Annotated in this window: 17 protein-coding genes; 12 read left to right on the top strand and 5 right to left on the bottom strand. The window is 32.7% G+C overall.

Going from position 1 to position 21,884, the window contains the following annotated elements; genetic code table 11:
• Window positions 1-8 precede the first annotated feature (8 nt).
• Together C8N27_RS01905 and gyrB are read right to left on the bottom strand one after the other, a co-directional pair.
• Window positions 9-1,031, bottom strand: coding sequence for a DUF6588 family protein (locus C8N27_RS01905; RefSeq protein ID WP_121146065.1), 1,023 nt, complete (start codon window positions 1,029-1,031; stop codon window positions 9-11).
• A 91-nt stretch (window positions 1,032-1,122) separates the two neighbouring features.
• Complete coding sequence (gene gyrB / locus C8N27_RS01900) at window positions 1,123-3,060, bottom strand: DNA topoisomerase (ATP-hydrolyzing) subunit B (protein WP_099215980.1); 1,938 nt, start codon at window positions 3,058-3,060, stop codon at window positions 1,123-1,125.
• A gap of 430 nt (window positions 3,061-3,490) precedes the next feature.
• Between gyrB and C8N27_RS01895 the strand changes: the two genes are divergently transcribed.
• Window positions 3,491-4,669, top strand: coding sequence for a DUF3103 family protein (locus C8N27_RS01895; protein ID WP_099215981.1), 1,179 nt, complete (start codon window positions 3,491-3,493; stop codon window positions 4,667-4,669).
• 83 nt (window positions 4,670-4,752) lie between these two features.
• Here C8N27_RS01895 and C8N27_RS01890 read toward each other — a convergent pair whose 3' ends face one another.
• From C8N27_RS01890 to asnB, 3 genes are all read right to left on the bottom strand, one after another.
• On the bottom strand, window positions 4,753-5,484 hold the full coding sequence (locus C8N27_RS01890; protein WP_167444711.1) for a helix-turn-helix domain-containing protein: 732 nt from the start codon (window positions 5,482-5,484) through the stop codon (window positions 4,753-4,755).
• Window positions 5,485-5,990: 506 nt separating this feature from the next.
• Complete coding sequence (locus tag C8N27_RS01885) at window positions 5,991-6,521, bottom strand: hypothetical protein (RefSeq protein ID WP_121146064.1); 531 nt, start codon at window positions 6,519-6,521, stop codon at window positions 5,991-5,993.
• A 236-nt stretch (window positions 6,522-6,757) separates the two neighbouring features.
• A complete protein-coding gene (gene asnB, locus C8N27_RS01880; protein ID WP_121146063.1) occupies window positions 6,758-8,419 on the bottom strand; it encodes an asparagine synthase B in 1,662 nt (553 codons plus the stop codon).
• Window positions 8,420-8,798: 379 nt separating this feature from the next.
• Here asnB and C8N27_RS01875 point away from each other — a divergent pair, with 379 nt between their 5' ends.
• The 11 genes from C8N27_RS01875 to C8N27_RS01825 all read left to right on the top strand — a co-directional run bounded on the left by C8N27_RS01875 (window position 8,799) and on the right by C8N27_RS01825 (window position 21,850).
• Window positions 8,799-10,190: an anthranilate synthase component I family protein gene (locus C8N27_RS01875; RefSeq protein ID WP_121146062.1), complete on the top strand. Its 1,392-nt coding sequence runs from the start codon at window positions 8,799-8,801 to the stop codon at window positions 10,188-10,190.
• Between the two features lie 55 nt (window positions 10,191-10,245).
• Window positions 10,246-10,824 carry an anthranilate synthase component II gene (locus C8N27_RS01870; RefSeq protein WP_121146061.1) on the top strand — a complete coding sequence of 193 codons (579 nt, stop codon included), beginning with the start codon at window positions 10,246-10,248 and terminating at the stop codon, window positions 10,822-10,824.
• 70 nt (window positions 10,825-10,894) lie between these two features.
• Window positions 10,895-11,884: an anthranilate phosphoribosyltransferase gene (gene trpD / locus C8N27_RS01865; RefSeq protein ID WP_121146060.1), complete on the top strand. Its 990-nt coding sequence runs from the start codon at window positions 10,895-10,897 to the stop codon at window positions 11,882-11,884.
• A gap of 26 nt (window positions 11,885-11,910) precedes the next feature.
• Entirely contained in the window at window positions 11,911-12,264 is a 354-nt protein-coding gene (locus C8N27_RS01860) for a four helix bundle protein (protein ID WP_120186414.1), read from the top strand.
• Window positions 12,265-12,290: 26 nt separating this feature from the next.
• Window positions 12,291-13,079, top strand: coding sequence for an indole-3-glycerol phosphate synthase TrpC (trpC, locus tag C8N27_RS01855; protein ID WP_121146059.1), 789 nt, complete (start codon window positions 12,291-12,293; stop codon window positions 13,077-13,079).
• Between the two features lies 1 nt (window position 13,080).
• Window positions 13,081-13,722 carry a phosphoribosylanthranilate isomerase gene (locus C8N27_RS01850; RefSeq protein WP_121146058.1) on the top strand — a complete coding sequence of 214 codons (642 nt, stop codon included), beginning with the start codon at window positions 13,081-13,083 and terminating at the stop codon, window positions 13,720-13,722.
• A gap of 4 nt (window positions 13,723-13,726) precedes the next feature.
• On the top strand, window positions 13,727-14,902 hold the full coding sequence (trpB, locus tag C8N27_RS01845) for a tryptophan synthase subunit beta (RefSeq protein WP_121146057.1): 1,176 nt from the start codon (window positions 13,727-13,729) through the stop codon (window positions 14,900-14,902).
• Between the two features lie 33 nt (window positions 14,903-14,935).
• Window positions 14,936-15,706, top strand: coding sequence for a tryptophan synthase subunit alpha (gene trpA, locus C8N27_RS01840; RefSeq protein ID WP_121146056.1), 771 nt, complete (start codon window positions 14,936-14,938; stop codon window positions 15,704-15,706).
• Window positions 15,707-15,774: 68 nt separating this feature from the next.
• Window positions 15,775-18,945 carry a S41 family peptidase gene (locus C8N27_RS01835; RefSeq protein WP_121146055.1) on the top strand — a complete coding sequence of 1,057 codons (3,171 nt, stop codon included), beginning with the start codon at window positions 15,775-15,777 and terminating at the stop codon, window positions 18,943-18,945.
• A 68-nt stretch (window positions 18,946-19,013) separates the two neighbouring features.
• On the top strand, window positions 19,014-21,119 hold the full coding sequence (gene recQ / locus C8N27_RS01830; protein WP_394342536.1) for a DNA helicase RecQ: 2,106 nt from the start codon (window positions 19,014-19,016) through the stop codon (window positions 21,117-21,119).
• An 11-nt stretch (window positions 21,120-21,130) separates the two neighbouring features.
• The gene (locus C8N27_RS01825; RefSeq protein WP_121146054.1) at window positions 21,131-21,850 is read left to right on the top strand and encodes a hypothetical protein; all 720 of its coding nucleotides are present in this window, start codon (window positions 21,131-21,133) and stop codon (window positions 21,848-21,850) included.
• Window positions 21,851-21,884: the final 34 nt, after the last annotated feature.

Genomic DNA, 21,884 nt, shown 5'->3' with positions numbered 1-21,884 from the left:
AGTGAGTTTTATCTAAAGCTAAAAGCAATACCTGCATTAACAGAGTTATACTCTTGTAAGGTATAACTTCCGAAGATTTTAAAGAAACCTAAACTTAAACGAGCACCCAAAGTAGTGTTAAAACTTCCAGAACTAGAGCTAAGAGATAGTGGGTTTGTTCCAAGATTCTCTCTTTCTGTACCTAAAGGCGCAGAATAGTTCGCGTAAAAACTATCTCCTCTCATGTCTAAGCTTGTGTTACCTCCGTTATATCCAACACCTCCATAAATATTGATAATAGGAAAGTTTAAAGAAGCTATAGCTTGAACAGTATATGAATTTAATCTAAATTCTGTAACAGCATTTCTAGCTTCAATGTCTCCATTTACATCACCAATAGTATAATCTACATTCATATTTGTGTAGGCGGCTAATAAAGAAACATGTAAAGGAGTCTTGTCCATTGGACCGAACCAATCTGTGATTTCTTTTTTAACACCGATACCAAATAATCCTCCTTTTACATCGTCTGAACCTACTTTAGGAGAATATCTAAGCATTGCTTCAAATTTAAAAGGAAGCCCTAGTCCTACCTGAACAGATGGTGCGGGTACAGCATTTGCTGGTAGGTCTTCTTTAATACCTTCAGGCATAGTAAAGTTGGCTTCAACTTGCTGTCCATCTATAGTAGTTGTGTATGTTAATTCAGCAGGAGTTATCGAGTTACTTCCGGCAACTGTAGCTGTAGTGTTTTGGTTATAGGTAGTGTTGTTAGATAGTCCTATTTTCGTTAGATTAAACATTTCATCCTCAGAAGGGATAAAAGATGCATTTGCTCCTATAGAAATGTCAAAACCAAATTTTTTATGAACTTTAGCAGTGTGATACCAACCATTGTTCATGCTGTAAATAAAACCTTTCATAGCAGGATCTAAATAAGCATTTGTTAATTTGCTAGCATCTTCTTTTGCTAATAAAATAGTTTCTAACTCCTGAGCTTTAACACTAAAGCTTACCATTAAAGTTAAAAGTGGTAAAAGAATTTTTTTCATAATTATGAGGGTGTTGTTTTAAACGGTAAAAATATAAAATAAAAAAAAGCTCAATAATATTATTGAGCTTTTTTAAAGTTAAGAAAATATTTTATGCATCAATATTAGCATACTTTGCATTCTTTTCTATGAAATCTCTACGTGGTGGAACTTCATCTCCCATTAACATAGAGAAAATTCTATCTGCTTCTGTTAAGTTATCAATAGTAACTTGTCGTAATGTTCTAAACTCAGGGTTCATGGTAGTGTCCCATAATTGTTCAGCATTCATCTCTCCAAGACCTTTATAACGTTGAATAGTTACAGAGCCACCCATTTTTTGAGCAATTAAATCACGTTGATTGTCATCCCATGCATACTCACGTTTTTGTCCTTTTTTAACTAAATATAAAGGAGGAGTAGCAATATAAATATATCCTTGTTCAACCATTTCACGCATGTAACGGAAGAAGAATGTTAAAATTAAAGTAGCAATGTGAGAACCATCAACATCGGCATCACACATAATAACTACTTTATGGTAACGTAACTTAGATAAGTTTAACTCGCGAGGATCGTCTTCTGTACCTATAGAAACACCTAAAGCAGTAAACATGTTTTTGATTTCTTCGTTCTCAAAAACTTTATGTTGCATTGCTTTTTCAACATTTAAGATTTTACCTCTTAAAGGAAGAATTGCTTGGAAGTTACGATCACGACCTTGTTTTGCAGTACCTCCTGCCGAGTCTCCCTCTACAAGGAAAATTTCACATTGAGCAGGATCAGTTTCTGAACAGTCTGATAATTTACCAGGTAAACCACCAATACTCATTACTGTTTTACGCTGTACCATTTCACGAGCTTTACGTGCTGCGTGACGCGCTTGCGCTGCTAAAATAACCTTTTGAACAATGGTTTTAGCGTCATTAGGGTTTTCTTCTAAGTAGTCTGTTAACATTTCAGAAACTGCTTGTGATACAGCAGCACTTACTTCACGGTTACCTAGTTTTGTTTTTGTTTGACCTTCAAATTGAGGTTCAGCTACTTTTACAGATACAATTGCTGTTAATCCCTCACGGAAATCATCACCAGCAATTTCGAACTTTACATTTTTAAGTAAACCAGATTCGTCTGCATACTTTTTTAATGTGTGAGTTAAACCACGACGGAAACCTGATAGGTGTGTACCTCCTTCGTGTGTGTTAATATTGTTTACGTATGAGTGTAAATTTTCGGCATATGAATCATTGTATACCATTGCAACTTCTACAGGAATACCATTTTTTTCACCTTCCATAGAAATTACATCTTGGATGATTTGAGTTCTTGTTCCGTCTAAGAACTTAACAAATTCAGATAAACCTTCTTCAGAATGAAATGTTTCAACAATATCATTGCCTTCATCATCTTTATTGCGTTTGTCAGTTAACGTAATAGTAATACCTTTATTTAGGTATGCTAACTCACGCATACGAGTTGCTAAGGTATCGTAGTTGTATTCTGTTGTCTGTTGAAAGATTGATTTATCTGGTAAAAAGGTAACGATTGTTCCTGTAAAGTCGGTTTCTCCAATAGTTTTTACTGGATATAAAGTCTTACCACGTTCATATTCTTGTTGCCAGATTTTACCGTCTTTGTGTACGGTTGCGGTTAAATGATCAGAAAGTGCATTAACACAAGAAACTCCAACCCCGTGTAGTCCTCCAGAAACTTTATATGAGTCTTTGTCGAACTTACCACCGGCACCAATTTTTGTCATTACTACTTGTAAAGCAGACACTCCTTCTTTTTTATGAATCCCTACAGGAATACCACGACCGTTATCTTTTGTGGTAATAGAGTTATCTTCGTTAATAGTAACTTCAATTGCGTCACAGTGACCTGCTAAAGCTTCATCAATAGAGTTATCTACTACCTCGTATACTAAGTGGTGTAAACCACGCACTCCAACATCTCCAATATACATGGAAGGGCGCATACGTACGTGCTCCATTCCTTCTAGTGCCTGAATACTATCGGCAGAATAATTATGTTTTTTTTCTTCGCTCATTATAAAGAGAATTAAATTAAAATCTTTATCATAAAAAAATCGCTCGAAAGCGACTGTAGTTGTCTTACAAATTTACAAATTTTATACCTTAAAATAAAGTTTTTAAGCGGTTTTTACGAGAGTTTATTAACAGTTGCTTTAAAAATAAAAAAAGCTCTTAAAAAGGCTAAAAAGCTTCTTAAATTAAATTTAATAGGAAGTAGAGTAGGTGTTGTAATTTTTTTTTCAGTAAAATTGCTTGTATGGCTTTAAATACGTTTTATAAAAGTTAGGTTAGGGTATTGTTTGTTTAGTGTTAAAAAAATGTGTTTAAAATATTTTTAAATAGCAATTTGGTTAATTATATGTAAAAAATTAACATTTTTTAAGGTTTTTGTTGTGTTTTTTGTTAATATTGAATTTAGTATTAATAAATTAAAATTTTTAAAAAATGAAAACCCCCCGAATTTTATTAGGAGCTTTATTTGCTTCAATGTTATTTATGAGCTGTAATAGTTCAGAAGAATTAATTGAAAATCCTGAAAACATTGTTCAAGAAGAATTGTCAAATTCAGTAAACAAGAAAGAAATTACAATGCAGTTTATTGATTTGATGAAAAACCAAAGTTTTAAAGAAGCTACAGTTGAAATGTTGAAAAATCAACAGCCAAGTGTTGCAATGTCCAAAATTTTAGAAAGAACATCTGATTTAGTAAGTACTGAAAAAGCGTACAAATTGTTGTCATCTAAAACTATGATGTTAGAAGGTAGAGCATCGAAAGGAGCTGCTCCTGAAAAGATTGAAATATTAGAAGTTTGGATGCATAATGAAAAAAACATGGGTGACTTTTCAGATGTGTTATTTTCTTATGCTCCAGAAGGAGATGAAAAAACATGGACTAAGGTTGAGGCTTACACTATGAATAAGGAGCTTGTTTATTTAGACCCTAAAGAAGCCCCTAGTCAAACAGTTATTGTTATTGAGACTGATGGTTTTGAGACTTTAAAAAAGGAAGTAGCTTACATGAATAAGTATCTTCAAGAGAGTGGAGTTCAGAATAATAGGTTTTTAAATTCTTCATTTGATTTGAATACTCAATCTGCGAGAGGTACAGGTTTAGAAACTACAAAACTAGATAAAATTAGATTGAATGACGATGAAGAGCCGTGGATTAGTGGTGCTGCTGAAGTGTATGCGGTAACATCAGGTATTAAAGATGATAATAATAATCCTGAAATTAAGGTGATACCTATGTATTATTTGGATCATGATGATACCGATTATTATCCAAATCAAGTTATGTTGTTTTGGGATGATTACCAATATCAAGCTGCAAATATTCAATTGTTTGAAAAAGATGATAATACTAATTATAAAGACTTAGTATCTGCTATTGTAAATGGTGTTTTTCAAATAATAGGAACAGTTTCAACGCAACCTTGGGTTAGTGTTTTAGGGCAAGTAGCAGGAGCTATAATTCAAGCGATGCCTGATAGTTGGTACGCCAATAATGATGATTATGTAGACTCATTTTATACAATTGAAAAGAATAAAAGTTACTATAATTATTATGGTGCTAGAAGAAATGCAAAAATAAACTTATCTCCTTTTTATATTGCGCCAAATTAAAAAAGGTAAAGGATAAGTAAATTAAAGAGCATTCTGAATTTTCAGGATGCTTTTTTTATTACTGAATAGTTTTATCAAGATGTTTATAGTTGTATGCTGTAAGGAAAAAGGGAAGAGTATTTTTGTTTAGAGAGTTCTTTAGGGCAGATACCGAATTTTTTCTTAAAACAATTGGAAAAGTAAGAGCTACTATTAAAGCCTACATCTGTTGAAATTTGGTTTATAGCTGAAGAGCTCATTGTTATGGAATCTATAGACTTTAAGAGTCGAAATTCTTTTAAGAGTCGGTTAATAGATTTTCCTGTAATGTCTTTACAATTTCTATATAGTTTAGTTTTAGACATCATCATTAAGGTGCAGATATCAGAAACTTTAAATTTAGGTTTATGATAATTTTTTGAAAGTATTTCCATTAAAGACAATATGAAGGACTCTTTTTCGGGAGTTAACCAGTAAATTTTTTTTAAATTAGAAAGAGAAGGGTGCATGTTTATTGTTTTTGAAGAAACAATAAGTTGTTCTTTCTTTTTTATAAGATAAAGTAGTTTTGTTAACTTGGGAATTATTTGAGTAAAAGTGGTTTCTTTATTGTTATGTAATGATGCATATAAAATAATTTTAGTAGAAGTATTGTCTGCTCTTTTATTTAGTTTATCTAACACAGAAACCGTGCAGCCCAAAGCATTTTTAAAAGAGTGAAATGAAGCTATAATGTTTTCGCTATCTTCTATTTGATGCCCTTTATAAGAGGTGATTAAGTTTTGGATAATAGCTTTTTTAAACGATAAAGACTCAAGAGCTTTTGTTCTATTCAATAAAAATGTTTTTTTATTGAATGTTTGAGCTAGAAAAATTACTGAATGTTTTTTTGGAGGGTATAATGATTTAGACTGTATCGCTTTAAGTTTTCGTACACTCTTTAGGAAGGCATAAACTAAATGGTTATTAACAGGAGTTATTTTGTAAGGGTGTAAATTAATGGATTTATAATATAATTTTTGTATAAATCTCTTGTCAGGAGCTTTTATAAGATAAAAAACACTATTTTTTTTGCGGTCAATCCAGCAGTTAATACATTTTTTAACGAGATTCTGTTGAAGTTTAGAGTAAAAGGCAACAGCTAAATCAATAGCAGTGTTGTTATTAGTTATATGTTGAATCAAATAAACCGACATATGTAAAGTTAACAAATAGAAACTGGATAAGTTGTTAGCTTTGAGGGAAAAAGGGAAAACCCCTAGTAAATAGGGGAAAAGACTTAAAAAGTATTTTACTTAAGGTGTAAAATACTTTTTGTTCTGTTATGATTGAAACTCATTTCTTAATGAATATTACCATCATAATCTAGTTTTAAGTTTTTTCGTTTCTCATCTTTCCTAATTTGAACTTTAAATACTTTTTTTGAGTTACTATTGTTTCTGTAAGTTACAAGGTAAACATCTTTATGTATAGACCATCCGGGATATTTATTTATAATAGCAGTTCTCACAACTTTAGGTAGTAGCATGTTTTTGTAACGTTCAATAGAACTCATAATTTTACCATTAGAATCGTAAGTAGCTGTTATTAATCCAGTTGTTCCTCCTTCTTTTTTTGTTCTAAAAATAACTTCATAAGCTTCAAACTCTCTATCAAAAATAGGGTCTTCAGTAATGTCATACCTAGCAGCTTCGTTTTCTAGGTTTTTGACTAGCTCGGGTGTGTCTTTGTGTTGTACCTCGTTAAGATAGCTTAGGTTTAATGGTTTAATGGTTACAGGTTCTAAAATAATATTTTTAGCGACTCCATTATTTTGAGAATGTACTAGGATGGTTAGACCTAGAAAGAGCAAACCAAATACAAATTTCTTCATAATACTAAGTTTTAGTGATTGTTAAAAAAAACGAGGAGTATGAGTAATAATTCGGTTTTTGAGGAAGAACAAAATTAACATCAAATAAATGAAATTGTTATTAAAATTGTTCTTATTACTATAAAAAATGATTCAAAGAATTTACTTTAACAAAGTTTTAGGTTTTTGTATAAAAAAATCCCGCTAAAGCGAGATTTTAATCACAACTAAAATTTGAAAAAAACTAAGAATTTTTCTTAGTATGCGTCTTCATGTACAGCTTTTATAGCTCTACCTGAGGGTTCGTTTTGGTTTTGAAAACTTTTATCCCAAGCTAATGCAGTAGGTGTACTACATGCAATTGAAGGAACAGAGGGTACTGTTAAAGCAGCTGTTTCACTAGGGAAATGTTCTTCAAATATTGAACGATAATAATATTCTTCTTTTGCTCTTGGTGTTTGGATGGGAAAACGATGTAAGGCATTTGCCATCATTTCATCAGTAACAGCAGCTTCTACAACTTCTTTTAGAGTATCAATCCAGTTGTATCCAACACCATCAGAGAACTGTTCTTTTTGTCTCCAAGCCACTTCTTCAGGTAAGTAGCTTTCAAAAGCTTTACGTAATACCCATTTTTCCATACGTTCTCCGTTAATCATTTTATCTTCTGGATTAATACGCATTGCAACATCCATAAATTCTTTATCTAAAAACGGTACGCGACCTTCAATTCCCCAAGCCATCAAACTTTTATTTGCACGTAAACAATCATATTGATATAATTTGTCTAATTTGCGTACAGTTTCTTTGTGAAATTCTTCAGAGTTTGGAGCTTTATGGAAGTATAAGTACCCTCCAAAAAGTTCATCAGCACCTTCACCAGATAGTACCATTTTTATTCCCATAGATTTAATAACACGCGCCATTAAATACATAGGGGTAGATGCACGAACTGTAGTTATGTCATAGGTCTCCAAGTTGTAAATTACATCACGAATGGCATCTAAACCTTCTTGAATGGTAAAAGTGATTTCATGATGAATAGTATCAATATATTCAGAGACTTTTTTAGCAGCAGCTAAATCTGGAGACCCTTCTAAACCAATAGAGAATGAGTGTAATTGTGGATACCAAGCAGCATCTTTATCACCAGATTCTACACGCTTAGCCGCATATTTTTTAGCAATAGCTGAGGTGATGGAAGAATCTAAACCGCCAGATAATAAAACTCCGTAAGGAACATCACTCATTAATTGACGATGTACAGCGGCTTCTAACGCATCACGAACTTCATCAATAGAAGTTTGGTTGTCTCTAACAGCTTCATATTCCATCCAATCACGAGAATACCATTGTTGTAAACCATCTTCACGTGTGTAATAATGACCTGGAGGAAATACTTCAATTTTGTTACAAACTCCTTCTAAAGCTTTTAATTCAGAAGCTACATAGAAAGTACCATGCTTGTCCCATCCCATGTATAAAGGAATTATCCCCATGTGATCTCGAGCTACTAGATATTCGTCGGTTATAGAATCGTATACGGCAAAACCAAAAATTCCGTTCAAATCATCTAAAAACTCCACACCTTTTTCTTTATAAAGTGCAAGAATCACCTCACAGTCAGATTTTGTTAAGAACTCATGTTGTTCCTTAAGTTGTTTTCTTATTTCTTTATGATTGTATATTTCTCCATTAGCAGCTAAAACAAATCTACGGTCATGGCTAAATAGAGGCTGTTGTCCAGAGGCAGGGTCAACAATTGCTAATCGCTCATGTGCCATAATTGTCTTCTCATCACTATAAATCCCGCTCCAATCTGGACCTCTATGGCGAATTTTTTTAGCCATTTCTAATAATTGAGGTCTCAGTTTATCTGAAGGTTGTTTTAAATCAAACGCACATACAATTCCACACATAATAATATTTTTTAATTCTATTCTTTTTGGTTTATTTCTGGTACAAATAACAGAGGAATGTTTTTTAATTGTAAGGTAAAAATTAAATATAATTATAAATTAAAACTATAAATATTTTTTTTGTGTTAAAATGAAACTTGTTGTTGCCTGTTTGCTCAAATAAGCTTACTGTTTTTTAGTTGTAATAAATAATTTGAAAGAAAAGTTTGTAAAATCAAAATCACTTTATACATTTGTAGCATAATGATGAATCAACAATTAAATAACTGGTGGTGGAAAACTCATAACTTACGTTAGTGAGACCATACTGTTATATCTATAATACAACGAAAAGGCTTATCTCATGATAAGCCTTTTTTGTTTTTACAAATTAAATGAAATGAAAAAAATTACTTTTAAAACAATAGCAAAAAAACAATTGGCAGATATGGTTACGCCAGTTAGCTTGTATTTAAGAACAAGAGATAAATATGCAAATAGTTTGCTGTTAGAAAGTTCAGATTATCACAGTAAAGAAAATAGCTATTCATTTTTATGTATAGAACCATTGGTAACAATTAAGGCAGAAGAAGATCAGCTAGTACTGTCTTACCAAAAAGAAGAATTAGAAAGAGTAGCTATTCAAAGAGATTTTTATGAGAAGTTTGATGCCTATAGTGATGTTATTTCTGTAGATTGTTCAGAGGAGATTAAATCATTTAATGGATTGTATGGTTACACTACTTTTGATGCTGTACAATATTTTGAAACTATTCGATTTAATTCTAAAAAAGCACCTTCTGAAATTCCATTATTACAATATAGTTTTTTCCGATTTATAGTAGCAATCAATCATTTTAAGAACGAAATGATATTGATAGAAAATATTCCTGAAGGAGAAGAGTCTCGATTATCTGAAATTGAAAACTTGGTAAACTCTCAATCTTTTGCAAAATACGACTTTGCTTTTCAAGGAGAAGAAACTTCGAATATAACAGATGAAGAATTTAAGCAAAGTGTAACCAAAGCAAAGGAACATTGTAAAAGAGGAGATGTTTTTCAATTAGTATTGTCTCGCCAATTCCAGCAACAATTTAAAGGAGATGAGTTTAATGTGTACAGAGCACTCCGTTCTATAAACCCTTCGCCTTATTTATTCTATTTTGATTACGGAAGCTTTAAGTTGATGGGATCTTCACCTGAAGCGCAAATTAAAATAGAAGAAGGTCAGGCAATTATTAATCCAATTGCAGGAACCTTTAGAAGAACTGGAGATGACGAGAAAGATAGGGAGTTAGCAAAAGAGTTAGCAAATGACCCGAAAGAGAATGCGGAACATGTAATGTTAGTTGATTTGGCTCGAAACGATTTAAGCAAACACGCTACCAATGTAACAGTTGAAACTTATAAAGAGGTACAGTATTTTAGTCATGTAATTCACTTAGTTTCTACGGTTACAGGTAAAATTACGGGGAACCCTATAGAAATTGTGGGAGATACTTTTCCTGCAGGGACTTTGAGCGGTGCTCCTAAATATAAAGCGATGGAATTAATTGATAGGTATGAAAATCAAACCCGTGGGTTTTATGGGGGATGTGTTGGGTTTATCGGTTTGAACGGGAATGTAAATCAAGCAATTGCGATTCGTTCTTTTGTAAGTAAAAATAATACGTTGTATTATCAAGCAGGGGCGGGAATCGTTATCAACTCAAAAGAAGAAAACGAATTACAAGAAGTAAATAACAAATTGGCAGCATTAAAAAAAGCATTAGTGTTAGCAGAAGAAATATAAATTAACTTTTAGTTGTTAGTTTTTTGCTAATAACCAAGAGCCAAAAGCTAAAGAAATGAACATATTAATATTAGATAATTACGACTCGTTTACCTATAATTTGGTGCATTATGTAGAAGACATAACGGGTACTTTGCCTGATGTATATCGCAACGATGAAATTTCTGTAGAAGAAATAAAAACTTATGATGCTATTATTTTATCTCCGGGACCAGGAATTCCAGATGAAGCGGGTATTTTAAAAGAAACAATTAAAACCTATGCAGGTAAAATTCCAATTTTTGGAGTGTGTTTAGGGCTGCAAGCAATTACTGAAGTTTTTGGTGGGGAGTTAGAAAACTTAAATGATGTGTTTCATGGAGTTGCTACTGAAATGAAAGTGACTAAAAAAGACACTACAACCTTTAAAGGTATTCCAGAAACATTTGAAGCAGCACGCTATCATTCTTGGATTGCCTCTCATAACAATTTCCCAGAGGAATTAGAAATAACAGCAATTGATGAAGACGGAAGTATTATGGCACTGCGACATAAAGAATTTACAATTGAAGCAGTACAGTTTCATCCCGAAAGTATTTTAACTCCAGAAGGGAAAAAAATGATTCAGAATTTTATAGAAAGTGTAAATAAATAATGTCATTTCGAGCGGAGCAAGAAATTTGTTATAAGAGAACTGCTTCATTCTAAGAAAAATAAAAAGAGAAATGAAAAAAATACTAAACACCTTATTTGAACAAAAACGATTAACGAAAGAACAATCGAAAGAAGTGTTGATGAACATTGCACAAGAAAAATATAATGCTTCGCAAATAGCTGCATTTATTACAGTGTTTTTAATGCGTCCAGTTTCAGTTGATGAATTGTCAGGGTTTAGAGAAGCTTTGTTGGAATTAGCAATAAAAGTAGATTTGTCAGATTTTAACACCATTGATTTATGTGGAACAGGAGGTGATGGAAAAAACACATTTAACATTTCAACATTAACCTCATTTATCGTAGCAGGAACAGGACATAAAGTTGCAAAACACGGTAACTATGGAGTGTCTTCAGCATCAGGATCATCCAATATGTTAGAGTTTTTAGGGTATAACTTTACAAACGATGAATCAACTTTAAAGCGTCAGTTAGAAGAAACGAATATTTGTTTTTTACACGCGCCATTATTTCATCCAGCGATGAAAGTAGTGGCTCCCATCCGAAGAGAATTAGGAGTAAAAACATTTTTTAACATGTTAGGTCCGTTGGTAAATCCGAGTCGACCACAAAATCAGTTGGTGGGCGTATTCAATTTAGAAGTGGCAAGAGTATACAATTATATGTTACAGCAATCGAATGTGAATTATGGGGTGGTACACGCACTAGACGGGTATGATGAAATTTCACTCACAGGAGATTTTAAATTATTTACAAAAGAAGCAGAGCAACAAGTTTCCCCGTCCGATTTAGGACAACGACAAATTGCTCCATCTGCTATTTTTGGAGGAAATACAGTGAAAGAAGCTGCCGAAATATTTGTGAATATTATAAATGGAAAAGGAACAGAAGCACAAAACAATGTGGTATTAACCAATGCTGCTTTTGCTTTAAAAACCTTTGATAAAGAGAAGAGTTTTGAAACTGCTTTTGAAGAAGCAAAAGACTCTTTATTAGGGTTAAAAGCGAAAGAATGTTTAAATAAATTAATTACGAATTAGTAATTACGAATTATAAATTGTTAATTATGAAAAAGGGTAATATTATTCAGGAAAAGAGCTATGATTTTGCTGTGAGAACTGTGAACTTGTACAAACATTTATCACAAGAGAGAAAGGAGTTCGTTTTAAGTAAACAATTATTACGTTCAGGTACATCAATTGGAGCGAATATAGAAGAAGCAATTGGTGGGCAGAGCAGAAAAGATTTTTATGCTAAACTAACCATAGCATATAAAGAAGCAAGAGAAACACATTATTGGATTCGTTTGTTAAAAGACACTGGTTTTCTTTCAAAAGATACAGCACAATCATTTTTAAATGATACAGAGGAAATACTTAAAATAATAGGAAGCATCCAAAAGACAATTCGTAATTCATAATTAAAAAATCATAATTTATAATTGATATGACAATACTAGATAAAATAATAGCCTTTAAAAAACAAGAAGTAGCAAAAATAAAAGCTGAGGTTGCTGTTAAAAAACTGGTGGAGAGTCCAAATTTTAAAAGACAACCAATCTCGTTAAAAAAATCATTGTTAGAGCCATATTCAACAGGAATTATAGCCGAGTTTAAACGTCAATCACCTTCCAAGGGAATTATCAATGACAAGTCAACAGTTGCAGAAGTAACCCACGGATATTTAGATGCTAATGTAGCAGCACAATCTATTTTAACCGATACTTCTTTCTTTGGAGGAACGATGGCAGATTTGATGGAAGCGAGAATTATCAACCAACAAAAACCAATTTTGAGAAAAGACTTTATTGTTGACGGATTTCAAATCGTGGAAGCAAAAGCTATTGGAGCTGATGTTGTTTTGCTAATAGCTACTTGTTTAACGCCAGAACAATTGAAAAATTACGGACAGTTAGCTACAGACTTAGGTTTAGAGGTATTGTACGAAGTACATACACAAGAAGACTTAGATAAAATAGGAGATTTAGACAATAAAATTATAGGAATTAATAATAGAAACTTAAAAACATTTGAAGTTGATTTAGAACACTCTATCAACTTAGCAAATCAAATTCCTGATACTGTTGTGAAGGTTTCTGAAAGCGGAATTTCTGATCCAAGAATTATTACGGGGTTAAAAGAACATGGTTTTCATGGTTTTTTAATAGGAGAAAATTTTATGAAAACAGATAACCCTGGACAAGCATGTCAAGAATTTATCGATCAAATTAGATAATATGAAACTAAAAGTTTGCGGGATGAAGTTTGTAGAAAATATTCAGCAAGTAGCTGAATTACAACCTGATTATTTAGGCTTTATTTTCTATGAAAAATCTCCAAGAAATTTTGAAGGTATCATTCCGAAACTACCCAAAGGAATCAAAAAAGTAGGCGTTTTTGTAAATGAATATGTAGAAATAGTAGTTTCATTAGTTGAAGAATATCAGTTAGAAGCAGTTCAGTTGCATGGAGATGAATCTGTAGCGTATATTAATGAGTTAAAACAACATCTACCAAAAGTAGAAATCATAAAAGTATTTGGAATTAAAGGAGCATTCAATTTTGAGCTTTTAAAACCGTACGAAGAAGTAGTTGATTACTTTTTGTTTGATACTAAAGGAAAAGAGCGAGGAGGAAATGGGATAACATTTAATTGGCAAGTTTTAAAAGATTATAACTCAACAAAAGGGTACTTCTTAAGCGGTGGAATAGGTTTGGAAGAAGTAGATGAGTTAACCATGTTTTTTAAAACGTCAGCATCTAAGCATTGTTATGCCATTGATGTGAACAGTAAGTTTGAAACAAAGCCAGGGATAAAATCAGTAAAAAAAATAGAACAGTTTAAGGCTTATTGCCAAAAGCTAACAGCTAAAAGCTAATCATATGAAATTTCAACCAGATAATAACGGGTATTACGGACAATTTGGAGGAGCATTTATTCCAGAATTGTTATACCCAAATGTAAAAGAGTTAGAAGACAATTATATACAAATTATAGAGTCTGAAACTTTTCAGCAAGAATATAAAGACTTATTAAAACACTATGTTGGTCGTCCGAGTCCGTTGTATTTAGCAAAACGATTATCAGAGAAATACGGAGCGACTATTTATTTAAAGCGAGAAGATTTAAATCATACAGGAGCGCATAAAGTAAATAACACCATTGGTCAGATTTTAATAGCAAAACATTTAGGGAAGACTAAAATTTTAGCAGAAACTGGGGCAGGTCAGCATGGAGTGGCTACAGCAACAGTGTGTGCATTAATGGGCTTAGAGTGCGTTGTTTTTATGGGAGAAACCGATATTAAACGTCAATCACCCAATGTAGCACGTATGAAAATGCTAGGAGCAACAGTAGTCGCTGCAACGAGTGGAAGTAAAACCTTAAAAGACGCCACCAATGAAGCGATTCGTTATTGGATTCAACACCCAGATACGTATTATTTAATAGGTTCTGTAGTGGGGCCACATCCATATCCGGATATGGTAGCACGTTTACAAGCAGTAATTTCAGAAGAAATGAAAGTACAGCTAAAAGAACAAACAGGTAAAGAGAATCCAGATACTATTATAGCATGTGTAGGAGGAGGAAGTAATGCTGCAGGTGCTTTTTATCATTATTTAGAGGATGAAGAAGTGGAATTAATCGCAGTTGAAGCAGCAGGATTAGGAGTGAATTCTGGAGAAAGTGCTGCGACATCACAATTAGGAGAAGTAGGAGTTATTCATGGAAGTAAAACCATTTTAATGCAAGATGAGTACGGACAAATTGTAGAACCGTATTCGATTTCAGCAGGATTGGATTATCCAGGAGTTGGTCCTTTGCATGCTTATTTACATGAAACAGAACGCGCAACGTTTATGAATGCTACTGATAAGGAAGCTTTAGATGCAGCCTACGAGCTAACAAAAATAGAAGGAATTATTCCTGCGTTAGAAAGTGCGCATGCCTTGGCAGTATTACCGAAAATGAATTTACAAAAAGATCAAGTTGTGGTGGTAAATTTATCAGGTAGAGGAGATAAAGATTTAGAAACGTATATAAAACATTTAAGCTAATAGCCTCTGGCTAATGGCTAAAAGCTATTAGAAATGAACTCAATTCAAGATATATTCAATCAAAAAGAAAACGATTTACTATCAATTTTTTTTACAGCAGGTTTTCCAAAATTAGACGATACAACTAAAATTATTGAAGAGTTAGGTAAAAACAGTGTAGATTTTATAGAAGTAGGTTTGCCATATTCTGATCCATTGGCTGATGGTCCTACTATTCAGCATAGTAGTGATGTAGCATTGAAAAATGGCATGAATCTCGATGTTGTTTTTAAGCAATTAGAGTCGATTAAAGATTCAAATAAAACGCCTTTGGTATTAATGGGCTATTTGAACCAAATTATTAAATATGGAGAAGATAAATTCTGTAAAAAAGTAAAAGATTGCGGAATTGATACTGTCATTATTCCCGATTTACCTATGGTTGAATACGAGAACCATTATCAACAGTTATTCAAAAACTACGGAATTACGAATGTGTTTTTAATTACACCGCATACTTCAGATGAACGCATCCGTAAGATAGACTCTTTATCAGATGCTTTTATTTATGTAGTTGCTTCAGCATCTATTACAGGTGCTAAAGGCGAAGTTTCTGAAGAACAAATCAATTATTTTAAAAGAATTCAAACAATGAATTTACAAAGTAAGCTCATTGTTGGTTTTGGTATTTCAGATCATAAAACATTCTCTACTGCCTGTGAATATGCAAACGGAGCAATTATTGGTTCAGCTTTTATAAAAGAGCTAGAAAAAAAGGGAGTTGAAGGAATTGGTGATTTTGTGAAAACTGTTAAGAACTGTTAATATATTCCTAATTTTATTAGAGTTTTAGTCATAATGAAGTAATTTGGGGATTTAAAAAATCAAACAACATGACTAAAAAGATATTCTTAGGGGTGGCTTTAATAGCAAGTAATTTTTTATTTGCGCAACATACGTTAATTCGTAAGCCTGTGATAAGCCCTGATGCTTCTCAAATGGCATTCAGTTATTATGGCGATATTTGGCTATATAACTTTAACAATCAGCAAACAAAAAGGTTGACCATTCATAAAGGTTACGAAAGCAACCCTGTTTGGAGTACAGATGGAACTGAAATTGCATTTTCATCAAATAGAAAAGGAAATGATAATGTATTTGTAACTTCAGTAAAAGGAGGAGTTCCTAAACAGTTAACATATTATCCAACAACAAATACACCTACGGATTGGACAAAAGAAGGAGATGTTGTATTTACTACAGGCCGTGTATTAAGAGGTCCAGAGTGGGATAAACAAATGTATGTAGTTAATAAAAAAGGAGAAACACCACGTCGTTTATTAACTGCTTATGGAGAAATGGCTTCCGTATCACCAAGTGGAAAATTAATTGCTTTTACCAAAGGAGCATGTCGTATTGCACGTGAAGATTATGCTGGTTCTGCACAACGTGACATTTGGATATACAATACAGAAACAAAAAAATATCACCAAATAACAACAAGTAATAAGAACGATCATTCTCCAGCTTGGGATGCAGCCGGAAATTTATATTATATAGGTGCAAAAAGTGGACGTTATAATATTTATAAGCAAGCAATTTCATCAAATGGAACTGCTGGTGGAACAGCTACTCAATTAACGCGACAAACTAAAGATGGTGTACAGACATTTTCGGTAAGTAACAGCGGGGTAATTGTTTATACTAGTGGAGCTGATACGTTCAAATTAGTAAATGGGAAAACTCAAAAAGTTAATTTAGATATTGTTTCAGACAATCGTTTTGAAGAAGAAGAAACCAAAACAGTTTCAGGAAACATTAGTAATTATGCGGTTTCACCGAATGGTAAAAATGTAGCTTTAGAAATTAATGGAGAAATCTTTGTTAAGGAAAACAATAAGGAAAAGAAGCGTTCAAACAATGTAAGCAAGCATCCTTATAGAGATATTAATCCACAGTGGTTAGACGATAAAACAGTTGTTTTTTCTTCTGATAGAGATGGAGTTTATCAATTGTATAGTGCCGTTTCTACAGATACTTTAGTAGGATTACACCGTAGTTTAAAAACAAAAGTTACTAAGCTTACCAATAACAAAGAAGATATAGAATATTCCTTAGTTTCTCCAGACGGAAAGAAGATAGCTTACCAAGTAGGAAGAGGAATTTTAATGATTGCTGATGTTAAAAAAGGTAAAATAACAAATGCTAAAGAATACTCTAACTCATGGGCAGCAGCAGAGGGAGTTTCATGGAGTCCAGATAGTAGATACATAGCCTATTCTCAAGAAGATTTAAATTTTGATAGTGAAATTTTTATTCAGTCAATTGAAAAACCATCTACCAAAATGAATGTGTCTATGCATCCAAGAAGTGACCGTAATCCAGTTTGGAGTGCTGACGGAAAAAAGTTAGCGTTTTTATCAAACAGAAGCGGAATTAATTATGATGTATGGATGGTCTGGTTAGAAAAGTCTGATTGGGAGAAATCGAAGTTAGACCACGAGGAAGGATCTTATTATCCTGAGAAGAAAATAGAACCTTCTAAAGAGAAAGAAGCAAAAAAAGGAAAGAAAAAGAAGAAAAAAGAAGTAGTAGTAAAAATAGATGAGGACAAAATTTATGATCGCTTAGTACAGGTTACTTCTTTACAAGATGATGAGTATAGTCCAGTATTTAGTGCTGATAGTGATTTTATTTATTTTTCAGCAACTAACCCTGCTACAGAAAAAAGAAGTACATATAAAGTTAAATGGGACGGTAGCAAACCAAAATTAGTTAAAGGTGTAGCCAACGCAAGAAACTTTACTGAAAATAAAGGGAAAATTTACTTTACTTCAAAAGGAAGATTAGCTGAATTAAACACAAAATCAGATAAGGTAACAAGATTACCACACACTGCTACTTACACTACTCACAGAGACGAAGTTTTTCAGCAGGTTTTTGAAGAAGGTATACGAGCATTGACCACTGGCTTTTATGATCCAGAATTTCATGGTTATAATTGGAATGCCTTGGTAAAAAAATATAAGCCATGGGTATTGTCAGCAACTACACAACAAGATTACACATATATGTTTAATTTGTTGCTAGGACAATTAAACGCGAGTCATATGGGCTACCGTGGAAGTGCGCCAAGAAATACAAATGATAAGGTTGGAGTATTAGGATTAGAAGTAGAGAATACTAAAAAAGGAGTTAAGGTATCTTATGTGTTACCAAATTCAGTAGCAGATAAATCTACAAGTAAATTAAAAGTAGGAGATATTATTACAGCTATTAATGGACAAGAAATTAAAAAGAATACGAATTTTTACAGTTTACTAAAGAATACACAATCAAAAGAGATTTTATTGAGTTTAGATAATGGTAAAGATGTAGTGTTACGTCCAGAAAGATCGTTAAGAAGGCTGCAATATGAAGAATGGGTAAATTCTAGAAAGAAATTGGTAGATGAGTATTCAAATGGTCAATTAGGATATATTCATATTCAAGGAATGAATATGCCAAGTTTTGAGCGTTTTGAACGTGAACTAAAAGCAAGTGGGTATGGTAAAAAAGGAATTGTAATTGATGTACGTTATAACGGTGGTGGTTGGACTACAGACCGATTAATGGCGGTATTAAATGTAGACCAACATGCATATACAGTACCAAGAGGAGCAGCTAAAAGTTTAAAAAATCATCAGAAATTTAAAGGAAATTATCCATTTAATGAGCGAGCTATTTTATCTGTAAACACAAAACCTATGGTAGCTTTATGTAATGAAAATAGTTATTCAAATGCAGAGATTTTCTCGCACGCGTTCAAAAATTTAGGTTTAGGAAAATTAGTAGGGCAACCAACTTTTGGAGCAGTAATTTCTACAGGAGGTAAACGTTTGCAAAACGGGTATATTCGTATGCCATTTAGAGCGTGGTATGTGAAAAAATCTGGAAAGAATATGGAGAACGAGGCCCCAGCAGTACCAGATTATTTAGTAAAAAACGCACCAGGATGGAAGGATAGAGGAGAAGATGCTCAATTAAAAAAAGCAGTTGAGGTGTTGTTACAAGATATTAAGTAATAATAACTAAAAATAAGATCAAGCGTAGAGTTTAAACTCTGCGCTTTTTTTATTCCTATTTTTGCCAAATGATGCAGATTACAGAACAAGAATTGTTAGAAAAATTAAAGGTAAATTTTGGATACGATAGTTTTCGTTTAGAGCAACAAGCTATTATTGAAAATATATTAGCAAAAAAAGATACGTTGGTTATTATGCCAACAGGAGGAGGAAAGTCTATTTGTTATCAACTACCAGCCTTGTTTTTTGAAGGAGTTACTTTAGTTATTTCTCCGTTAATAGCCTTGATGAAAGATCAAGTAGATAGTTTAAAAGCAAACGGAATTCCCGCAACTTTTTTTAATAGTAGTCAATCTACCCAAGAGCAGCAAGAAGTGTTCGATGCAATAGCTTCAAAAAGCATAAAACTATTATATGTAGCACCAGAAAGTTTATCATTACTCCAAAATGTATTGAACCAATCTTACATAAGTTGCATAGCAGTCGATGAGGCGCACTGTATTTCTGCTTGGGGGCACGATTTTCGTCCTTCATACAAACAATTAGCATTTCTTAAAAAGTCGCTACCAGAAACTCCAATTGTAGCCTTAACAGCAACTGCAGATAAAGCTACGCAACAAGATATTTTAGAACAGTTAGCTGTACCTTATGCTACACAGTTTATTAGTTCTTTTAATAGAGAGAATATAGCCTTAGAAGTGCGTCCTGCAAACGATAGAGTGCAGCAAATCATCAAATTTATTCAGAAAAGACCTAATGAAGCAGGAATAATTTATTGTTTGAGTAGAAAGGCTACAGAGCAACTAGCTAGTAAATTACAACAAAATAACATCGATGCAAAAGCGTACCATGCTGGATTATCATTTGAAGAAAGAGCCCAAACACAAGAAGATTTTATCAAAGATGATTGCGAGGTAATTTGTGCTACCATTGCATTTGGAATGGGAATTGACAAATCGAATGTTCGTTGGGTAATTCACTATAATATGCCTAAAAATATAGAAGGATATTATCAAGAAATTGGACGTTCAGGTCGTGATGGTTTACCAGCAAAAGCTTTATTATTTCATAGTTATGCAGATGTTATACAGTTACGCCAGTTTATTGAAAAAACAGGAAATAAAGAAGTGCAAGAGGCAAAATTAGAAAGGATGAAGCAATTCGCTGAAGCCACGGTTTGCCGAAGAAAAATATTGCTGAGCTATTTTGGAGAACTCATAGAAGAAAACTGTGGGAATTGCGATGTATGTAAAAACCCGCCACAGTTTTTTGATGGTACTGTTATTGCGCAAAAAGGACTCTCAGCTATTTATCGATTACAAGGAAAAGAAGCTATGGGAACCGTAATTGATGTATTAAGAGGAGCCAAAAATGCGACCGTCTTAGATAAGAATTACGATAAGCTAAAAACCTATGGTGTAGGTAATGATATTTCTTGGAGAGATTGGCAACACTATTTAATTCAGTTAACAAATCAAGGGTATTGTCAAATTGCTTTTCATTTAAATAATAGTTTGCAACTAACGGAGTTCTCAAATAAAGTGCTTTTTGAAGGTGAAAAAGTACAATTAACAACACCAGTAGAGTTTACAAAAGAAGTAAAAACGGTAACAAAAGAGAAAAAGAAAAAAGCAGTTAAGGATACGTTATTTGAACGTTTGCGAAAATTACGTTATCGTATTGCTCAAGAAGAAGATATAGCAGCATATTTAGTTTTTAATGATGCGACTCTTAGAGAAATAGAAAACGAAAGACCACAATCTGACGAAGAGTTTTTAGCCATTAGTGGAGTAGGGCAACGAAAACTAGAAGTTTATGGGGCTGAGTTTATGGAAGAGATTAAAACTTTTTTAAACGAAAAGAAACGAACTAAAAAAGACACTACTTTAGAAACGTTTAAGTTGTATAAAGAAGGGTTTACGGTTGATGAAATAGCTGAAAATAGAGGATTAAAACCCACCACCATTTTTTCTCATTTATCCAAGCTATATTTAGAAGGAAAAGATGTGAGTTTAGATGAATTTATTGAAGCTGATACTTTAGCACTTGTTGCAAATGCAAAAAAAGTATTGAAAAACGAAACAACTTTAAAACCCTATTTTGAGTTTTTAGGAGAAAAAGTTCCGTATGAAAAAATACGAGTAGGATTAACTATTTTACAAAGGAAGCGATAAGTTTATTACATATGAGTAAAGAAAACTTTCCTACAGAATCTAAATCAGATGAAGTTTCAAGACTGCAAGAGAGAATTAAAAACCTTGAGACTGAAATTACTTCCGTTGAAACTAAGTTATTTCCTTTTGAACAATCATTACGTAATGAGATTTCTGATTTACTTGTAGAAGAAAGGGAGTTGGTTATGTTGTTTAAGCAACAAAAAAAAGCTAAGAAAGAAAAAAGGTTAGCACAAAAAAGAAAAGGTAAAAATTATAAGGAAGTTATTCAAGTCGTTCCTGTTTCAAAAGAACGAGTAACACAAGAAAGAGAGTATCAAAAAGAGAAGAAAAGATTGTATAAAGAAGCGATGTTGTATGTACACCCTGATAAATTTTCGATGCAAGAAAACGAACAACAAAAAGCGACAGAAACTACCACAAAACTTATTGAAATATACCAGAACGGAAGTTTAGAAGAGTTAGAAGCTTTTCATGCGCATATTTTTGGAGGTAATACGACTATATGTTTTGATAAAGATATTTCGCTAATTCAAAAAACAACCAATAGTACTTCATATTTAGTAAAAGAAGTTGAGCGATTAGAAAAAGTATTGAATGATTTATTAGAGAGTTATACATATAAAGTTTTAACAACCTATGAAAATCCAATGTCATTTGTAGCCGAATTGAAAACCTATTACGATGATAGAATTTTTAAACTTCGTAAACGAACCAGAACAAAAAAATAAACCAGAATTGTTAATAACAACTCTGGTTTATAAT

This window comes from Tenacibaculum discolor (genome assembly GCF_003664185.1).
In the GTDB taxonomy this organism is placed as follows: domain Bacteria; phylum Bacteroidota; class Bacteroidia; order Flavobacteriales; family Flavobacteriaceae; genus Polaribacter; species Polaribacter discolor.
This window is presented reverse-complemented; position numbering and strand designations above follow the sequence as displayed.

Bases quoted from the DNA above. Each gene is read 5' to 3' on its own strand.
- C8N27_RS01905 (WP_121146065.1), bottom strand. From the start codon at position 1,031: ATGAAAAAAATTCTTTTACCACTTTTAACTTTAATGGTAAGCTTTAGT.
- gyrB (WP_099215980.1), bottom strand. From the start codon at position 3,060: ATGAGCGAAGAAAAAAAACATAATTATTCTGCCGATAGTATTCAGGCA.
- C8N27_RS01895 (WP_099215981.1), top strand. From the start codon at position 3,491: ATGAAAACCCCCCGAATTTTATTAGGAGCTTTATTTGCTTCAATGTTA.
- C8N27_RS01885 (WP_121146064.1), bottom strand. From the start codon at position 6,521: ATGAAGAAATTTGTATTTGGTTTGCTCTTTCTAGGTCTAACCATCCTA.
- asnB (WP_121146063.1), bottom strand. From the start codon at position 8,419: ATGTGTGGAATTGTATGTGCGTTTGATTTAAAACAACCTTCAGATAAA.
- C8N27_RS01875 (WP_121146062.1), top strand. From the start codon at position 8,799: ATGAAAAAAATTACTTTTAAAACAATAGCAAAAAAACAATTGGCAGAT.
- C8N27_RS01870 (WP_121146061.1), top strand. From the start codon at position 10,246: ATGAACATATTAATATTAGATAATTACGACTCGTTTACCTATAATTTG.
- trpD (WP_121146060.1), top strand. From the start codon at position 10,895: ATGAAAAAAATACTAAACACCTTATTTGAACAAAAACGATTAACGAAA.
- C8N27_RS01860 (WP_120186414.1), top strand. From the start codon at position 11,911: ATGAAAAAGGGTAATATTATTCAGGAAAAGAGCTATGATTTTGCTGTG.
- trpC (WP_121146059.1), top strand. From the start codon at position 12,291: ATGACAATACTAGATAAAATAATAGCCTTTAAAAAACAAGAAGTAGCA.
- C8N27_RS01850 (WP_121146058.1), top strand. From the start codon at position 13,081: ATGAAACTAAAAGTTTGCGGGATGAAGTTTGTAGAAAATATTCAGCAA.
- trpB (WP_121146057.1), top strand. From the start codon at position 13,727: ATGAAATTTCAACCAGATAATAACGGGTATTACGGACAATTTGGAGGA.
- trpA (WP_121146056.1), top strand. From the start codon at position 14,936: ATGAACTCAATTCAAGATATATTCAATCAAAAAGAAAACGATTTACTA.
- C8N27_RS01835 (WP_121146055.1), top strand. From the start codon at position 15,775: ATGACTAAAAAGATATTCTTAGGGGTGGCTTTAATAGCAAGTAATTTT.
- recQ (WP_394342536.1), top strand. From the start codon at position 19,014: ATGATGCAGATTACAGAACAAGAATTGTTAGAAAAATTAAAGGTAAAT.
- C8N27_RS01825 (WP_121146054.1), top strand. From the start codon at position 21,131: ATGAGTAAAGAAAACTTTCCTACAGAATCTAAATCAGATGAAGTTTCA.